Source organism: Vibrio tasmaniensis (genome assembly GCF_024347635.1).
In the GTDB taxonomy this organism is placed as follows: Bacteria; Pseudomonadota; Gammaproteobacteria; order Enterobacterales; family Vibrionaceae; genus Vibrio; species Vibrio tasmaniensis.
This window is the reverse complement of the sequence record NZ_AP025510.1, coordinates 2833882-2851143: the sequence shown is the minus strand read 5'-3', so window position 1 is coordinate 2851143 and position 17262 is coordinate 2833882. Positions and strand designations below refer to the sequence as shown.

General features: G+C 44.3%; 16 protein-coding genes. 11 read left to right on the top strand and 5 right to left on the bottom strand.

Translation table 11 applies throughout. From position 1 onward, the window contains the following. Nucleotides 1–232 precede the first annotated feature (232 nt). From rapA to OCV44_RS12680, 3 genes are all read left to right on the top strand, one after another. The gene (gene rapA / locus OCV44_RS12690) at nucleotides 233–3142 is read left to right on the top strand and encodes an RNA polymerase-associated protein RapA (RefSeq protein ID WP_139686062.1); all 2910 of its coding nucleotides are present in this window, start codon (nucleotides 233–235) and stop codon (nucleotides 3140–3142) included. A gap of 181 nt (nucleotides 3143–3323) precedes the next feature. Continuing rightward, entirely contained in the window at nucleotides 3324–4058 is a 735-nt protein-coding gene (locus OCV44_RS12685) for a pseudouridine synthase (RefSeq protein ID WP_139686061.1), read from the top strand. A gap of 34 nt (nucleotides 4059–4092) precedes the next feature. Continuing rightward, entirely contained in the window at nucleotides 4093–5055 is a 963-nt protein-coding gene (locus OCV44_RS12680) for a D-2-hydroxyacid dehydrogenase (protein ID WP_139686060.1), read from the top strand. A gap of 97 nt (nucleotides 5056–5152) precedes the next feature. Here the strand turns inward: OCV44_RS12680 and OCV44_RS12675 are convergent, their stop codons facing one another. The 4 genes from OCV44_RS12675 to argR form a co-directional block, all read right to left on the bottom strand. Next, nucleotides 5153–5590: a universal stress protein gene (locus OCV44_RS12675; protein WP_139686059.1), complete on the bottom strand. Its 438-nt coding sequence runs from the start codon at nucleotides 5588–5590 to the stop codon at nucleotides 5153–5155. A gap of 107 nt (nucleotides 5591–5697) precedes the next feature. Beyond that, complete coding sequence (locus OCV44_RS12670) at nucleotides 5698–8277, bottom strand: TRAP transporter permease (protein WP_139686058.1); 2580 nt, start codon at nucleotides 8275–8277, stop codon at nucleotides 5698–5700. Nucleotides 8278–8532: 255 nt separating this feature from the next. Continuing rightward, the gene (locus OCV44_RS12665; protein ID WP_139686057.1) at nucleotides 8533–9501 is read right to left on the bottom strand and encodes a TAXI family TRAP transporter solute-binding subunit; all 969 of its coding nucleotides are present in this window, start codon (nucleotides 9499–9501) and stop codon (nucleotides 8533–8535) included. A 343-nt stretch (nucleotides 9502–9844) separates the two neighbouring features. Next, entirely contained in the window at nucleotides 9845–10315 is a 471-nt protein-coding gene (gene argR, locus OCV44_RS12660) for a transcriptional regulator ArgR (protein ID WP_004735909.1), read from the bottom strand. Between the two features lie 351 nt (nucleotides 10316–10666). On the opposite strand from argR, the gene mdh reads away from it, so the two are divergent. Then, nucleotides 10667–11602, top strand: a complete 936-nt coding sequence (gene mdh / locus OCV44_RS12655; RefSeq protein WP_010434414.1) for a malate dehydrogenase — start codon at nucleotides 10667–10669, stop codon at nucleotides 11600–11602. Between the two features lie 129 nt (nucleotides 11603–11731). Continuing rightward, entirely contained in the window at nucleotides 11732–11923 is a 192-nt protein-coding gene (locus OCV44_RS12650; protein WP_139686056.1) for a hypothetical protein, read from the top strand. An 80-nt stretch (nucleotides 11924–12003) separates the two neighbouring features. Here OCV44_RS12650 and ispB read toward each other — a convergent pair whose 3' ends face one another. Continuing rightward, nucleotides 12004–12975: an octaprenyl diphosphate synthase gene (gene ispB, locus OCV44_RS12645; RefSeq protein WP_139686055.1), complete on the bottom strand. Its 972-nt coding sequence runs from the start codon at nucleotides 12973–12975 to the stop codon at nucleotides 12004–12006. 268 nt (nucleotides 12976–13243) lie between these two features. Between ispB and rplU the strand changes: the two genes are divergently transcribed. The 6 genes from rplU (at nucleotide 13244) to folA (ending at nucleotide 17256) form a co-directional block, all read left to right on the top strand. Further along, nucleotides 13244–13555 (top strand): 50S ribosomal protein L21, encoded by a 312-nt coding sequence (rplU, locus tag OCV44_RS12640; protein ID WP_004740823.1) that lies wholly within the window; start codon nucleotides 13244–13246, stop codon nucleotides 13553–13555. A 19-nt stretch (nucleotides 13556–13574) separates the two neighbouring features. After that, nucleotides 13575–13832: a 50S ribosomal protein L27 gene (rpmA, locus tag OCV44_RS12635; protein WP_004735905.1), complete on the top strand. Its 258-nt coding sequence runs from the start codon at nucleotides 13575–13577 to the stop codon at nucleotides 13830–13832. Nucleotides 13833–14155: 323 nt separating this feature from the next. Continuing rightward, nucleotides 14156–15328 carry an Obg family GTPase CgtA gene (gene cgtA / locus OCV44_RS12630; protein WP_009847831.1) on the top strand — a complete coding sequence of 391 codons (1173 nt, stop codon included), beginning with the start codon at nucleotides 14156–14158 and terminating at the stop codon, nucleotides 15326–15328. 167 nt (nucleotides 15329–15495) lie between these two features. Next, on the top strand, nucleotides 15496–16263 hold the full coding sequence (locus OCV44_RS12625; RefSeq protein WP_139683781.1) for a threonine/serine exporter family protein: 768 nt from the start codon (nucleotides 15496–15498) through the stop codon (nucleotides 16261–16263). Further along, a complete protein-coding gene (locus tag OCV44_RS12620) occupies nucleotides 16263–16736 on the top strand; it encodes a threonine/serine exporter family protein (RefSeq protein WP_170213690.1) in 474 nt (157 codons plus the stop codon). Before OCV44_RS12625 ends, OCV44_RS12620 begins: the two co-directional genes overlap by 1 nt. Nucleotides 16737–16776: 40 nt before the next feature. Continuing rightward, on the top strand, nucleotides 16777–17256 hold the full coding sequence (folA, locus tag OCV44_RS12615) for a type 3 dihydrofolate reductase (protein ID WP_139683782.1): 480 nt from the start codon (nucleotides 16777–16779) through the stop codon (nucleotides 17254–17256). Nucleotides 17257–17262: the final 6 nt, after the last annotated feature.

Genomic DNA, 17262 nt, shown 5'->3' with positions numbered 1-17262 from the left:
AAAAGTATGAAATCGTCTCCTTTAGGCGTGACCTAAATCACAGCATCGAGTAAGATTAGCGACCTTTTTCTGCACCATTTTCTCAAGATATTTATTATTAAGTGCGCACTTAAAAAGTGGCTGCAAACTAGGCATTTTTGGCTATATTTTTAGTTCAAGAGCAATAACGTTCTTGTTTGAAATTGCAGTTAGAAAGACCAAATTCCAACTATAAGATTGAGGTAGTCGATTCATGACATTTGCTTTGGGGCAACGCTGGATAAGCGATACGGAGAGCGATTTAGGTTTAGGTACCGTTGTAGCAATGGATGCTCGCACAGTAACAGTAATGTTTGCTGCGTCAGAAGAAAATCGCGTCTATGCACGCACAGATGCTCCCGTAACCCGAGTGGCGTTCAATGTAGGCGATGTCATCGAATGCCAAGAAGGTTGGTCTTTATCTGTTGAAGAAGTTATCGAAGATAAAGGGCTACTGACTTATTTGGGTACTCGTGAAGATACTCAAGAGACAGAGGTGACTCTGCGTGAAATCTTTTTAAGTAACCAGATCCGCTTTAACAAGCCACAAGATAAGCTGTACGCAGGTCAAATCGACCGTATGGATAACTTTGTGCTGCGTTACCGCGCGCTAAGCAATCAATACCAACAACACAAGAGCCCAATGCGCGGCTTGTGTGGCATGCGTGCTGGCTTAATTCCTCATCAGCTGTACATTGCTCATGAAGTGGGCCGTCGTCACGCTCCGCGCGTTTTACTGGCTGATGAAGTTGGCCTAGGTAAAACCATCGAAGCGGGCATGATCATCCACCAACAGGTGTTGTCTGGCCGTGCTGAACGTATTCTGATTGTGGTTCCTGAAACTCTACAACACCAGTGGTTAGTAGAGATGATGCGCCGTTTCAACCTGCACTTCTCTATCTTTGATGAAGAGCGTTGCATAGAATCTTTCGCAGAATCAGATAACCCATTCGATACACAGCAATACGTTCTGTGTTCACTTGATTTCCTACGCAAGAGCCGCAAGCGCTACGAGCAAGCACTTGAAGGTGAGTGGGATCTATTGGTTGTCGATGAAGCGCACCACCTTGAGTGGAGCCAAGACAAGCCGAGCCGTGAATACCAAGTGGTTGAAGGCTTAGCTGAAAACACATCTGGCGTCCTGCTACTGACAGCGACCCCTGAACAGCTTGGTCGTGAGAGCCACTTTGCACGTCTGCGTCTGCTTGATCCTGATCGCTTCTACGATTACGAAGCATTTGTTGAAGAAGAAGACCAATATGCCCCTGTTGCTGATGCAGTAACGGCATTGTTCTCTGGCGTGAAGCTTGAAAACAGCGCGAAGAACCAAATTACAGAACTTCTGTCTGAGCAAGATGTTGAGCCTCTATTCCGCGTTATCGAGGGCGATAGCAGCGAAGAAGAGCAAGCCTTAGCTCGCCAAGAACTGATTGATAACCTTATGGATCGCCATGGTACAGGTCGTGTTCTTTTCAGAAACACACGTGCTGCAATCAAAGGCTTCCCTAAGCGTAATGTAAACCTACTGCCGATGGACATTCCAACGCAGTACACAACCTCGATGCGTGTATCGGGCATGATCGGTGGCAAGATGGCACCAGAAGCTCGAGCGATAAAGATGTTGTACCCAGAAGAGATCTTCCAAGAGTTTGAAGGTGAAGACTCAAGCTGGTGGCAGTTCGATTCACGTGTGAACTGGTTGATTGAAAAGATCCAAGATAAGCGCAGCGAAAAGATCCTAGTGATCGCATCTCGTGCGAGTACGGCTCTGCAACTGGAGCAAGCACTGCGTGAGCGTGAAGGTGTGCGTGCAACGGTATTCCACGAAGGCATGTCGATTCTAGAGCGTGATAAAGCTGCGGCTTACTTTGCTCAAGAAGAGGGCGGCGCTCAGGTGCTTATCTGTAGCGAAATCGGTTCTGAAGGTCGTAACTTCCAGTTCGCTAACCAATTAGTGATGTTTGATCTTCCGTTCAACCCAGACTTACTTGAGCAACGTATTGGTCGTTTGGACCGTATCGGTCAGCTGCGTGATATCGACATTCATGTTCCTTACTTAAAAGGCACATCACAAGCGATTCTAGCGCGTTGGTTCGATGAAGGCCTGAATGCATTCGCAGAGACGTGCCCTACTGGTCGCACAGTTTACGATAAGTATTCTGATGTACTGATCGAAATGCTGGCTTCTGGTAACACCGAGCAGCTTGATGAAGTGATTGAAGAGTCAGCGAAGCTCAATCAAAGCCTGAAATCGGATCTAGAAAAAGGCCGAGATCGCCTACTAGAAATGCATTCAAATGGTGGCGATAAAGCCCATGAGATTGCAGATAAAATTGCTTCTACCGATGGTGATACTAACCTAGTGTCGTTTGCTCTAAGCCTATTTGACACCATTGGTCTGAACCAAGATGACAAGGGTGAAAATGCGTTAGTCGTGACACCTTCTGAACATATGATGGTGCCAAGCTATCCAGGCTTACCTTATGAAGGTGCAACGATCACGTTTGACCGTGAAACAGCGCTTTCTCGTGAAGACATGAACTTCATTAGCTGGGAACACCCAATGATTCAGGGCGGTATTGATCTGCTATTGAGTGAAGGTGTCGGTGCATCAGCAGTATCGCTATTGAAAAACAAAGCGCTACCTGTTGGTACTATCCTGCTTGAGCTGGTTTACCTTGTGGATGCGCAAGCACCTAAACGCAGTGGCATTAGCCAGTTCTTACCTAAGACACCGATTCGTTTGATGATGGATGGTCGTGGTAATGACTTATCTGCTCAGGTTGAGTTCGACAGCTTTAACCGTCAATTAAGCCCTGTAAACCGTCACCTAGCGAGCAAACTAGTGAACTCGGTACAAGGTGAGATTCACAAGCTAATAGAAGCCGGTGAGACGCATGTACTGCCGAAGGTTGAAGAAGTTCGTCAGCAAGCTCAGAAAGATATGCAAACTAACTTGAACGGTGAGTTAGAACGCCTACAAGCGCTTAAAGCGGTGAACCCTAACATTCGTGATGAAGAGCTAGAGGTTATCGAAGCTCAAATCAATGAACTGACCGGTTACATCAGCAAAGCTCAGGTTCAGCTCGATTCGCTACGTTTGATTGTGGTTTCTCACAACTAGTTTTGAATTAGCTAAATGCTTTAACGATATAAGGCCTTCATCATGAAGGCCTTATTTTTATCTGAAGCTAGGTTAAACTGTGGCTGGTTAAAGCTTAGCGCTCGATTGTATTCTTATCTAGATAAAGCAATCTCGAAATAAAGTGGAAAATCAAAATTCCCTGAGCAATTAAGAGGCTTCAATGGCGTTAGAGCAGTACACACCACCACGTGAACCGTGGACTGATATTGTATATCAAGATGACGATATTCTTGTGGTGAACAAGCCTGCAGGGCTGCTTTCTGTTCCGGGTAGATTGCCTGAGCACTACGACAGCATGTGGAGTCGGTTGGTTGTCGAATTTGCGGACATTCAGGTTGTACATCGACTGGATATGTCGACATCGGGTTTGATGTTGCTCGCTAAACACAAACAAGCTGAGCGTCATTTGAAGAAGCAATTTCAATATCGACTGACACACAAACTCTATTACGCGCGAGTATGGGGTTCAGTGGAACAAGCTGAAGGTTTGATTGATCTTCCTCTTATTTGCGACTGGCCGAATCGCCCGAAGCAGAAAGTGTGTTTCGACGATGGTAAACCATCTCTGACTCGCTATGTAGTGGAGCAACAAGAGGCTCAAACGACCTTATTGAAGTTACTGCCTATCACAGGACGCTCTCATCAGTTGCGTGTGCATTGTATGGAAATAGGGAATCCAATCGTGGGCGATGAGTTTTACGCAACGCCGGAAGCTTTTGAGTATAGCGATCGGCTAGCTTTACATGCGTGTGAACTGAGCTTCTATCATCCAGAGAATAACCAACTGTTCAAAGCCTTTGTCCCTTGTGATTTTTACCCTCAAGCATCGCCACAAATCGAGCAGCACTTTGAAATTGCGCCAGAGCTTCCAGACTACAGTAAGCTAAAAGCTTAGAATGGTTAAATCAATACCAATGCAAGGACGTACAATGCCGAAGTTGAAAGTGGTCTTTCTCGACAGAGCCACCATCCCATCTCAAATCCATTTAAAACCTCTCAGCTTTGAACATCAGTGGGTTGAGTATGATTTTACTTCGCCGGAGCAAGTGTTTGAACGAATTGAAGGCGCTGATGTGGTTATTACCAATAAGGTGGTGCTCAACGAATCGAATTTAGCTCAAGCACAACAGCTTAAGCTGATCGCGGTTTCTGCGACAGGTGTGAATAATGTCGATGTCGAATATTGTAAGAGCAACAACATCGCGGTGGCTAACGTACAGGGCTACGCGACTCAATCGGTGCCAGAGCATGTGATTGCAATGCTGTTTACGTTAAAGCGTAATCTCGTTGGTTACCATCAAGATATCGAGGCGGGCGAGTGGCAAAAGGACAAACAATTCTGCTTCTTTACTCATCCGATTCAAGATGTTGCAGGCAGTACATTGGGCTTAATAGGGAGTGGTAGCTTAGGGCAAGCGACTGCGATATTGGCTAAAGCGATCGGCATGAACGTCATTTTTTCGGAGCGTAAAGGGGCAGACACCTGTCGCGAAGGCTTTTTGCCTTTTGATACTGTGTTGCAGCAAGCGGATGCGATCAGCTTACATTGTCCATTAACTGATGCGACCCGAAACCTGATTTCAGAGCGAGAGCTAATCATGATGAAATCAAGTGCGGTATTAATTAATGCTGGCCGTGGTGGACTTGTCGATGAGAAGGCCTTAGTTGAAGCTTTGAAAAGTAATGAGATTGCTGGTGCGGGTATGGATGTGTTTACACAAGAACCTGCAGATAATTCTAATCCACTATTGGCTAACAGCCACTTACCTAATTTACTGCTGACACCACATGTGGCTTGGGGTAGTGACAGTTCCATTCAAAAACTCTCAGATATCCTGATGGATAACATTGCAGGGTTTGTTGCTGGTAAGCCACAAAATCTCGTGGGTTAATTGAGGCTGTATTCAGCAGCCTGCACTTGACCAAGTTGAAATAAAAAAGGTTGGCTTTTAGGCCAACCTTTTTAGAACATTGTGTCAACTAAGTGATTTAGCCTTGCGGCTTGACCACTAATACATTGATTGGTGAGTTCTGTACCACTTTGCTTGCAACAGAACCAAGTACAACCTTGTCGATTTTCGAACGCTTATGACTAGGCATCACGATAAGGTCTGCCCCTAGTTTCTCTGCGCAATCAAGAATCGTTGTGTAGGTCTTACCTTCGGCAACGTGAACCTTATAGATTACATCATCGTCGATATGCTTATCGGCAAATTCTTTCAGCTGATTTTTAACATCAAGCTTCATTTGGTTTGCTGCATCTTTCGGGAAGTAAGACGCTACCATCGACATGTGGATGCCCGGTAATACGTTAAGAATGTGGATCACAGCATTACTGTGTTTCGCGTGCCATACCGCTAGCTCGACTGCTTTATCAGAAAAGCCTTTGTCGTTCAGATCAACGGGAACAAGGATTTGTCTATACATGTATTCGTCTCTTTTTGAGCTGCGCCGAGTACATACTAAGCGCTGTAATTATCTTTTCCATGTAGTAAAAAAGCCAAATAGAGTAGAGCGCTATTTGGCTCTATCCATTACGCGCTAATCTCATCCTTACGAGCACGCCTTCTTTGGTTCATCGCTAAACCAATCAAAATTAACAGGGCAGGTAAGAATACCCACTCTTTCATTGGTCGTTCTGCATCTTGGATAACGGATTTAATTTCCCAGTCAAAGTCAATGCCAGCGGCTTCTGCAGGGCTACCAAACTCAACCATATCAACAATCATCTTGTCGTCAGCTTGTGTCAGCATTAAGCCCATTGAAGCAATGCGGTCTTCACTTGTTGTCGCAGAATCTTCAAACGGAAGGCGAACTGTTTTCTCAGAATAGTTACCTTCTAAGTTTTCGCCACCGACTCTCAATTCAAGTGATTGTCCCACAGATAGATTTTCTGTGATTTGAGCGATCTCAACTCCAGGTGAAAGAACTTTCTCTGGATAAATCATGTCCCACCAGAAACCTGGACGGAAGAAAGAGAAGGTCAGAATCAACAGTAGCAACGTTTCCCACCACTTGTTCTTAGTGAACCACCAACCTTGTGTCGCTGCTGCAAAGATAAGTACCGCAGTCACAGAAGAGAAAATAGTCAGTGCTAAGTGCCACCAAGAATCAATGCCCATCAACAGTAGTTGGGTATTGAAGATGAACATGAACGGTAATATCGCAGTCCGGATATCGTAGGTAAAACCTTGAATACCAGTGCGAATCGGGTCTGATTTCGCAATCGCGGCGGCCGCAAATGCAGCCAAACCTACCGGAGGTGTATCGTCCGCAAGAATACCGAAGTAGAACACGAATAAGTGAACCGCAATCAGTGGAATGATCAAGCCGTGCGCTGCACCTAAGGTAACAATTACTGGTGCCATCAATGTTGATACAACGATGTAGTTCGCCGTTGTTGGCAAGCCCATACCTAAGATCAAGCTGATTACCGCAGTGAATAACAACATTAGAATGATGCTACCGCCCGAGATGAACTCAACAAAATCGGTCATTACAAGGCCGATACCTGTCAGCGTTACCACGCCGACAACCGTACCTGCTGCAGCTGTCGCTACACCGATACCGATCATGTTACGTGCGCCTGAAACTAAGCTCTCTGCTAGATCAATGAAGCCTGCTTTTGTTTGTTCTGCAAGATCGTCTGATTTGTTCATCAGAGTCATTAAAGGGCGCTGAGTGATCAAAATGAAAATCATGAACACGGTCGCCCAGAATGCCGACAGACCTGGAGAGAAACGTTCAACCGTTAAACACCAAACTAGAACTACGATAGGCAGTAGGAAGTGAAGGCCAGACTTAATCGTTGGGCCCGGATCCGGAACTTCTGTTAGGTTCTCGTCGATTTCCATGCCACCTTCAGCTGCGTATTTTGCTGAAACTCGAACCAGAGCGACATAAGAGACTAATAGAGCAACAGTCACAATTGGTGTGGCTGCTGCGCCAAAGACGTCTTTCGTCCAGCCGACACCGTAGTAAACCGCAGCACTGATGACACATAGGCCTAAGATAGTACCAGTGAAAGAGAGTAGGCTTTGTACGATAGTTGGTGTGTGACGACGAGGTAAGCCCGTCATACCTGCTTTACATGCCTCTAAGTGAACAATGTAAATCAGGGCGATGTAAGAGATCAGAGCGGGCAGTAGTGCTGCTTTGATTACTTCTACGTAAGAGATGCCCACATACTCAACCATCAAGAATGCTGCTGCACCCATGATCGGTGGTGTTAATTGACCATTGGTTGAAGCTGCGACTTCTACCGCACCCGCTTTTGTACCCGGGAAACCGACACGCTTCATTAGCGGAATAGTAAAGGTACCTGTGGTGACTACGTTAGCGATAGATGAACCGGAAACTAGGCCCGATAGACCTGACGCGACAACGGCCGCTTTCGCTGGGCCGCCTTTCATGTGGCCTAGTAGTGAGAATGCGACCTTGATAAAGTAAGCACCGGCGCCTGCTCGTTCTAGCATTGCACCAAACAGTACAAACAAGAATACGAATGACGTTGATACGCCAAGAGCAACACCGAACACACCTTCTGTTGTTAACCACAGATGCGACATTGCCTTGTTCAGGCTCGCGCCTTTGTGGGCAATAACGTCTGGCATGTGTGGACCGCCAAAGGTGTAAAGTAGGAAGACTGCTGCCACAACCATAAGAGGTGGACCTAAAGCGCGTCGTGTTGCTTCAAGCAGTAGAACCATACCGAATACGGCCGCAACAATATCGAATGTTGTCGGTGCACCCGAGCGTTCAGCGAGTTGAGTATAGAAAATATAGATATAAGAAGCTGAAAAGCTACCTACAAGCGCTAATACCCAATCGATTGCTGGGATACGATCCCTAGGCGAATTTTTCATGGCTGGATAAGCGGTAAAGGCTAAGAAAATAGCAAACGTAAGGTGAATTGCTCGAGCTTCAGTGTCGTTTAAAATTGCGAAGTTAAAAATGAATGGCAGCGGAGATGCATACCAAAGTTGGAACAGTGACCAACATAGAGGCACAAACCATAAAATACGGCCTTGGATACCACGAGGGCTACGCGCACCAGTATCTGATTGTGCCACCATTTCTTGCACATCTGGAGACGGTGATGTTGTCTGCGTCATGTACTTTATCCTTATTATTGATGGTCTGCCTTTTATTACGAACAACTAAACGTGATTTCTATCCTATCTAGTGTAGTGAATCGATAGAGAAATGCGTTCTTTGTTCGTCTTTGTCTTAGGCTTGATACGAAGGTAAGTCCTCCAAATTGGAGAAACTTAAAGGGTTGTTCTTTTCACTTAAGTTATTTTTATAAAACGTGAAAAGCCAATAAGGAGGACTAGCCTCCTTATTGGTGTAGTAGGCTTAAAGTAGAGTTACTTTAGAAGACCTACTTCTTTGTAGTATTTTGCTGCGCCTGGGTGAAGAGGGATTGAGATACCCGCTTTAACCATGTCTTCTTTTTTCAGGTTAGCAAATGCAGGGTGCAGGCGTTTGAATGTTGCGAAGTTTTCAAATACTGCTTTAGCAACGTTGTAAGCGACTTCATCTGAAACGTCTGAAGTTGTTACCATAGTTGCTGCAACACCGAAGCTGTTTACGTCAGCATCTGTACCGCGGTACATACCAGCAGGTACTGTGCTGTATGCGTAGTATGGGTTTTCAGCGACGATTTTGTCGATCTGTGGACCGGTTGCAGAAACCAGTTTTGCATCACAAGATGTTGTCGCTTCTTTAATTGATCCGTTCGGGTGACCAACCATGTAGATGAATGCATCAATCTTGTTATCACAAAGTGCTTGTGAGCGCTCAGAACCTTTTAGTTCAGAAGCAAGCTTGAAGCTGTCGTTAGTCCAACCCATTGAGTCCATTACAACACCCATAGTTGCACGGTCACCAGAACCTGGGTTACCAATGTTGACACGTTTACCAACTAGGTCAGAAACATTGTTAATACCAGCATCGGTGCGAGCGATGATGTTGAACGGTTCTGTATGTAGAGAGAACATAGCACGAAGTTTCTTGTATTCGCCTTGGTCTTTGAACTTACTTGTACCGTTGTAGCCGTGGTATTGCCAGTCCGATTGAACAACACCGAAATCTAGTTCACCAGCACGGATGGTATTAACGTTGTAGATTGAACCGCCAGTAGACTCGACAGAACAACGAATGTTGTGGTCTTTACGGCCTTTGTTCACTAGCTTACAAATTGCACCACCAGTCGGGTAATAAACACCCGTTACTGAACCAGTACCAATTGTGATGAACTCTTGAGCGTTAACTGCGCCAGCGCCCATTACAGCTGCTGCAATAGCCCCAACTTTAATCAGTTTGGTAAATGCCATGAATTTCCCTTCCTTTATTCATTATTAACCCTGAAACAAGTGTAGTCGTTTCTGGAGTTTCCTATTTGGAAACGGCACCTTTTTCAATCCATGTGATGAAAAAGTGGCTGAATAATATCAAAAATTGGCAGAAAATTACTCAAATGTTAAAAGATATAGCGAAAAAATCTAACAAATGACGGTTGGATCTCGTGTTTGATTTGCTATTGAGTTTTTTAAAATCAATGAGTTAGTGGTTTTTGGGAGAGGCGGGATAGATATCTTAGGATGTGATTTGGATCACGAACTAAATAGGTGTTTGTGATCCAATAGTAATGGCTGATAGTTATGAAACTGTGAGCAATTATCCTGCGTATTCAAACAGTTCGCATACAGAATCGAACAGTTGCTTAGTGGTAACTGATAAGGTTGGAGTAATGAAGATAGTATCATCTCCAGCAACTACCCCCAGTATGCCTTCTGACTTACCTAATGAATCTAATAAGCGAGCAATAAGCTGCGCGGCACCAGGGCCAGTGTGTATCACAACCAACGCATTGTTGTGGTCAATATCTAAGACCAATTCTCTTAGAGAGCTAGAAACTGTCGGAACACCAAGTTCAGCAGGAAGACAGTAAACCATCTCCATTTTTGCATTGCGTGTTCGTACGGCGCCAAACTTAGTTAACATACGCGAAACTTTAGATTGGTTGATACTTTCAAAGCCTTCATGCTTCAGGGCATCGACAATCTCGCCTTGCGAACCAAAACGTTCTTCTTTTAGTAGCGATTTAAAAGCTCGAACTAAGTTGTCTTGTTTTTCTGTATTGCGCATATGTCATTCTTATTCATTAACAAAGATGTTTGCATATTCTCGCATACATATTCAATCCTAGCCAAAATATCACGGTAATTTGTTAGTTATATCACTGTAAAAATTTAATAGGATAATGTGTTATTTAAGACGAGTTGTTTTGTCATTTCAAAAGATTATCGCCATAATGCGAACTTGCTGTGTAGCACGGTTTTATTGACTTGCGCGAAGTCGCAAAGCTAGCGTTAATTGATTGTAATCATTTTGTGATTAATATAGTTTTTTAACGATAATTTAGCTTTTTAGCCTTAATTTAGCTCAAGAACTACCCTACAAAGAATCTATAAGAGAAATCTCTCAAGGAGAATAACAATGAAAGTAGCTGTTATTGGTGCCGCTGGTGGCATCGGTCAAGCCCTAGCCCTACTATTAAAGAATCGTCTGCCTGCTGGTTCAGATCTTGCACTTTACGACATCGCTCCGGTAACTCCGGGTGTTGCTGCCGATCTTAGCCATATCCCAACGCCTGTTTCGATTAAGGGCTACGCGGGTGAAGATCCAACGCCGGCACTGGAAGGTGCGGATGTTGTACTTATTTCTGCAGGTGTTGCTCGTAAACCCGGTATGGATCGTGCGGATCTTTTCAACGTGAATGCTGGCATTGTTAAGTCTCTTGCTGAGAAAATCGCAGTTACTTGTCCTACGGCTTGTGTTGGTATCATCACGAACCCAGTAAACACAACTGTGCCAATTGCTGCTGAAGTACTAAAGAAAGCGGGTGTTTACGACAAGCGACGTTTATTCGGTATTACAACTCTTGATGTCATTCGTTCTGAAACGTTCGTTGCTGAGCTGAAAGATAAAGATCCAGGCGATGTTCGTGTTCCTGTTATCGGCGGTCACTCTGGTGTAACTATCCTTCCTCTTCTTTCTCAAGTTGAAGGTGTTGAGTTTACTGATGAAGAAATCGCAGCGCTAACAACTCGCATCCAAAATGCGGGTACTGAAGTAGTAGAAGCTAAAGCGGGTGGCGGTAGTGCGACTCTATCTATGGGTCAAGCGGCTTGTCGCTTCGGTCTTGCACTAGTTAAAGCACTGCAAGGCGAAGAGAACGTGATTGAGTGTGCATACGTTGAAGGTGAAGGCGAGCACGCACCATTCTTCGCACAACCAGTTAAACTTGGCAAAGAGGGCGCTGAAGCGATCCTTAGCTATGGTGAACTGAGCGACTTCGAACGCAACGCACTAGACAGCATGCTAGAAACGCTAAATGGCGATATTGAGATTGGTGTTGAATTCGCTAAATAAGCGATAGATAACTAAACTCTGCTATAAAGACAGTTAACGAAAGCCGATCATTGTGATCGGCTTTTTTGATCCTTGCATTCAACCCGCTCGTAATCTTTTTCTAACCACGAAGAATTAGGGTATCGGATTATGACTAGAGTACAAAAGGGAATGAATGTTAACTATCTAGGTCGTTTGGGCAAGATATTGGTTATCGATGAACAAGAGCAGTTCGCTTTGTTTGAGTCTTACAGCAGTCATAAGCAATATGCGGTTCCGTTGGAAGAACTTGAAGAGATCGAGGCGCAATTACCTTTATCATTAGAATCGAGTCGATATTAGAACCCAGAATAATATTTATCGGATCAAAAAAAGAGCCAAGCGGCTCTTTTTTATTATTTAGCTGTCTACTTAGCTTCTATTTACTTACTACGTTTTACTGCAAGGTGAGCTAGCGTAGTTAAAGCCTGCTTATATTCTGAATCAGGAAGAATAGAAAGCTCAGCTATCGCTTTATCAGCTTCTTCATAGGCTTTATTGGTTGTGTACTCTAACGAGCCTGTCTCTTTCATTACAGACATAATGTCGTCGAGACGTTCCATACCATTGGCTTTTTCAATCGCTTCACGAATCATACTTGCTTGGTCTGGCGAGCCATTACGCATTGCGTAAAGCAACGGTAACGTCGGTTTGCCTTCTGCTAGGTCATCACCAACATTTTTACCCATATCTTTACCATCAGCAGTGTAGTCCATCACATCATCAATAAGCTGGAATGCGGTTCCTAGGTACTTACCGTAGTTTTGCATCGCAGTTTCGATTTCAGGTGAAGACTCTGTAAGAATCGCGCCGATTTGCGTTGCGGCTTCAAACAAGCGAGCGGTCTTTGAATAGATCACCTGCATGTAGCTTTCTTCTGTGGTGTCTGGGTTATTACAGTTCATCAGTTGTTGAACTTCACCCTCGGCAATCACGTTTACTGATTCGCTCATTAGCTCAAGGATCCTTAAAGATCCTAGCGTGGTCATCATCTGGAACGAGCGGGTGTAAATAAAATCACCAACCAAAACGCTAGCGGCATTACCAAAAGCAGCATTCGCTGTAGCCTTGCCGCGTCTCATGTCCGATTCGTCGACAACATCATCATGGAGCAATGTTGCTGTGTGGATAAACTCAATAAAGGCGGCTGAGGTGATATGAGCTTCACCTTGATAACCAAGTGCACGAGCTGATAAAAGAGCAAGCAAAGGGCGTAGGCGTTTACCACCACCGCTAACGATATAAAAACCAAGCTGGTTGATTAAACTTACGTCAGAATTAAGTTGGGCTTGAATTGTTTCATTCACTTTTGCCATATCATTGGCAGTAAGCGTTTGGATAGCTTTAAAATCCATTGTTCATCCGGCTGAAGTTAGACCCTGTAAGGCTTATACGTTGTATTTAATTGTTGAATAATACACTAAAAAACGTTGATTAATACATCACTTAAAGGCATCATTGCCGCACTTTTCTTTGGCGAACATGTTTTCGCCAATATTTTAAAAATATGGCTTGTCATAGCGGCATGATTCCCGTAGAATCTGCGCCCTATTGATTAGTTTAGCGCACACCCGAGTTGTAGAATTAACAACCATAGGCTGTGCGGAAAAAGCGGAGTAAAATATGTACGCTGTTTTCCAATCTGGTGGCAAACAACACCGAGTAAGCGAAGGTCAAACACTTCGTTTAGAGAAATTAGACGTTGAAACTGGTGCAACTGTAGAATTTGATAAAGTTCTTCTTGTTGCTAACGGCGAAGAAATCGCTGTTGGTGCACCTCTTGTTGAAGGTGGCAAGGTTACTGCAGAAGTAGTACAACACGGTCGTGGCGATAAAGTAAAAATCGTTAAATTCCGTCGTCGTAAGCACTCGCGTAAGCAAGCTGGTCACCGTCAGTGGTTCACAGAAGTGAAAATCACTGGCATTAACGCTTAAGTATTAGGAGAGTTTAACAATGGCACATAAAAAAGCTGGCGGTTCTACTAATAACGGCCGCGATTCAGAAAGCAAACGTCTTGGTGTTAAGCGTTTTGGTGGTGAATCTGTTCTTGCAGGTAACATCATCGTTCGTCAACGTGGTACTAAGTTCCACGCTGGCACAAACGTTGGCATCGGTAAAGACCATACTCTTTTCGCTCTTACTGAAGGTAAAGTGAAATTTGCAGTAAAAGGTCCTAAAAACCGTAAGTTTGTAAGCATCGAAGCTGAGTAATTTAATCTTTTATTAGATTATTTATACTAGCTTTCAAGCTGAATTCAAAAGCCCTGCCGATTCGGCAGGGTTTTTTATTTATAGCGAGAATAAAAAAGTAGACGCTCTGGCTTTAGTTTTGTGAAGCAGTTTGGTGTTTGAGAAACCGTTTAGTTTCAAGAAGCCGTTTGTTTTTTAAGAAACAGAAAGCAAAGAACCTCTCCTTATTTGTTCCTTGGTTGCAGATCGATCTAGATCTTAGGTGATCGATCTAAACACGGATCTGCTAGAATTTATATCACTCCTTGATGAGTGGTAACGCAACGTAAGTGCGGAGTTAAAAAATGAAATTCGTTGATGAAGCATCAGTAAAAATAGAAGCCGGTGATGGCGGTAATGGTACAGTAAGCTTTTGGCGCGAAAAATTCGTCGCTAAAGGTGGTCCTGACGGCGGTGATGGCGGTGATGGTGGTGATGTTTACATTCAAGCGGATGAAAACTTAAACACGCTGATCGATTACCGTTTCCAACGTTTTTACAATGCAGAGCGTGGCGAAAATGGCCGCGGTGGTAACTGTACTGGTAAACGTGGTAAAGATATGACCATGAAAGTACCTGTAGGTACTCGTGCTGTTGACATCCACACTAACGAAATCGTTGCTGAAGTTGCTGAACATGGCAAAAAAGTAATGGTTGGTAAAGGTGGTTGGCACGGTCTTGGTAATACGCGTTTTAAGTCGTCGGTTAACCGTGCTCCTCGTCAAAAGACAATGGGTACTAAAGGTGAAGTTCGCGAACTGCGTTTAGAGCTTCTTCTGTTAGCGGATGTTGGTATGCTTGGCTTGCCAAACGCTGGTAAATCTACTTTTATTCGCTCAGTATCTGCTGCGAAACCGAAAGTTGCTGATTACCCGTTTACGACGCTAATCCCTAGCTTAGGTGTGGTAAGTGTTGTCCCTGAAAAGAGCTTCGTTGTTGCTGACATCCCAGGACTAATCGAAGGTGCCGCTGATGGCGCTGGTCTTGGTATTCGTTTCTTGAAGCACCTTGAGCGTTGTCGTGTTCTTCTGCATATGATCGATATTTTGCCGATTGATGGTTCTGATCCTATTCAGAATGCATTGACGATCATTGACGAGCTTGAGCAATACAGCGAAAAAGTAGCACAGAAACCTCGCTGGTTAGTATTCAATAAAGTTGATCTAATGCCTGAAGAAGAAGCAGACGAAAAGATTCAAGAAATCGTCGAAGCTTTAGGTTGGGAAGGCGAGTACTTCAAGATCTCTGCTGTAAACAAGATCGGCACGAAAGATCTTTGCTTTAAACTGGGTGAGTTCATGGAGAATCTACCTCGTGAAGTTGAAGCAATTGAAGAAGAAGAAAAAGTTAACTTTATGTGGGATGACTACCATAAAGATGCGATGGCCGGTAAGAATGTCGTTACAGAAGATGACGACGATTGGGATGACTGGGATGACGAAGAAGATGACGGTCATGTTATCTATGTTCGTGACTAATCCTCAGAGTTTCTTATAATTACTTTGGTCGCTTCTTCTAAAGCACACTGATAGTTTTACTAAACCGCAATGAAAATTGCGGTTTTTTTGTATCTAAATCATTATGTCTTGTCGAATTTTAATGCAGAATTTATCTCTAGATACTTTACGCCTATGGGAAGGAAATCATGGCATCAGAACAAAGAGCGATCTCAAGGTTAGTCGCTCAGTCAGGACAAATGTTATTGGCACACGGCGCCGAGAGCACATTGGTCGGTGATATTATGCGCCGCATCGGTATTGCTTGTGGGGTGAATGAGGTTGAAGTTGCACTGTCAGCCAATGCGTTGGTCGTGACAACAGTAATGGATGATCATTGCATAACGACTACTCGAAGCTGTGCTGATCGTGGCATTAACATGCAGGTTATCACCGACATTCAACGCATTTGCATCATGATGGAGAAGGGAATTCTCGATTATGATTTGGCGTATAAAAAGATTCAAAACATCAGCCCCGAGCGCTACAACCGTTGGTTAGTAGTTGTGATGATAGGGTTGTCGTGCGCCTCTTTCAGCCATCTTGCGGGCGGAGACTGGCAAGTCTTCATGATGACTTTTATTGCTTCAGCTTGCGGTATGATCGTCAGACAAGAAATTGGTCATCGCCATTTTAACCCCTTATTAAACTTTGCTATCACAGCGTTTGTTACGACAACTATTTCAGCGCAAGCGGTTCTTTATAACATCGGTGGTCAACCCACTATCGTCATGGCTTCTTCTGTGCTGATGCTTGTACCCGGTTTCCCTTTAATTAACTCTGTTGCAGATATGCTTAAAGGCCATATTAATATGGGGCTAGCACGCTTCACCATGGCCAGTTTATTAACGTTGGCAACAAGCTTAGGCATTGTTGCAGCGATGAGCCTTTCAGACGTGTGGGGGTGGGCAAACTAATGACTATCTTTGAATTATTGGTAGGCCTTCTGAACGATATGTTTTTTGCTGCCATACCTGCCGTCGGCTTTGCATTGGTTTTTAACGTACCACAACGTGCGTTGATCTATTGTGCGCTTGGAGGCTCAATTGGCCACGGTAGCCGTTACTTAATGATGCATTTCGGCATTCCCATAGAATGGGCGACGTTCTTCGCGGCGACCATTGTCGGGATGATTGGGGTTCATTGGTCACATAAACTGTTGGCGCACCCAAAGGTATTTACTGTCGCCGCTTTGATTCCGATGGTTCCAGGAGTCTTCGCGTTCAAAGCTATGATTGCTATGGTAGAAATCAACCGAGCAGGGTATAACCCAGAGTTGCTCGCCATGTTGATGGAGAATTTCTTAAAATCGATGTTCATTATCGCAGGGCTAGCGGTTGGCTTGGCGGTGCCTGGGCTGTTATTCTACCGTCGTAGACCTATCGTCTAGCTTCAATTTTATTTTCGGGTAAGGACAGGACTTTCTATTTATGATCATCAGTATGATAGCGGCAATGGCAAACAACCGTGTAATTGGTAAAGATAATCAGATGCCATGGCATTTACCTGCAGATTTCGCATGGTTTAAACGCTCAACGATGGGTAAGCCGGTAGTGATGGGGCGTAAGACCTATGATTCGATTGGTCGCCCTTTACCTGGCCGATTAAATGTCGTAATCAGCCGCGACGAGAGTTTAGAAATCGAAGGTGTGACAACGGTAACGTCAATTGATCAAGCATTAGAGCTAGTAAGCGATGTTGATGAAGTGATGATCATCGGTGGCGGTTCGATCTATGAAAGCTGCTTACCTAAAGCGAACAAGCTCTATCTGACTTATATCGACCTCGAAGTTGATGGCGATACACAGTTCCCTAGTTGGGGAGAAGGTTGGAAGCAGAGCTTTAGTGAAACTTATCAAGCCGATGAGAAGAATAAACACAACATGGAGTTTGTGGTTCTCGAGCGTTAAGCTCTA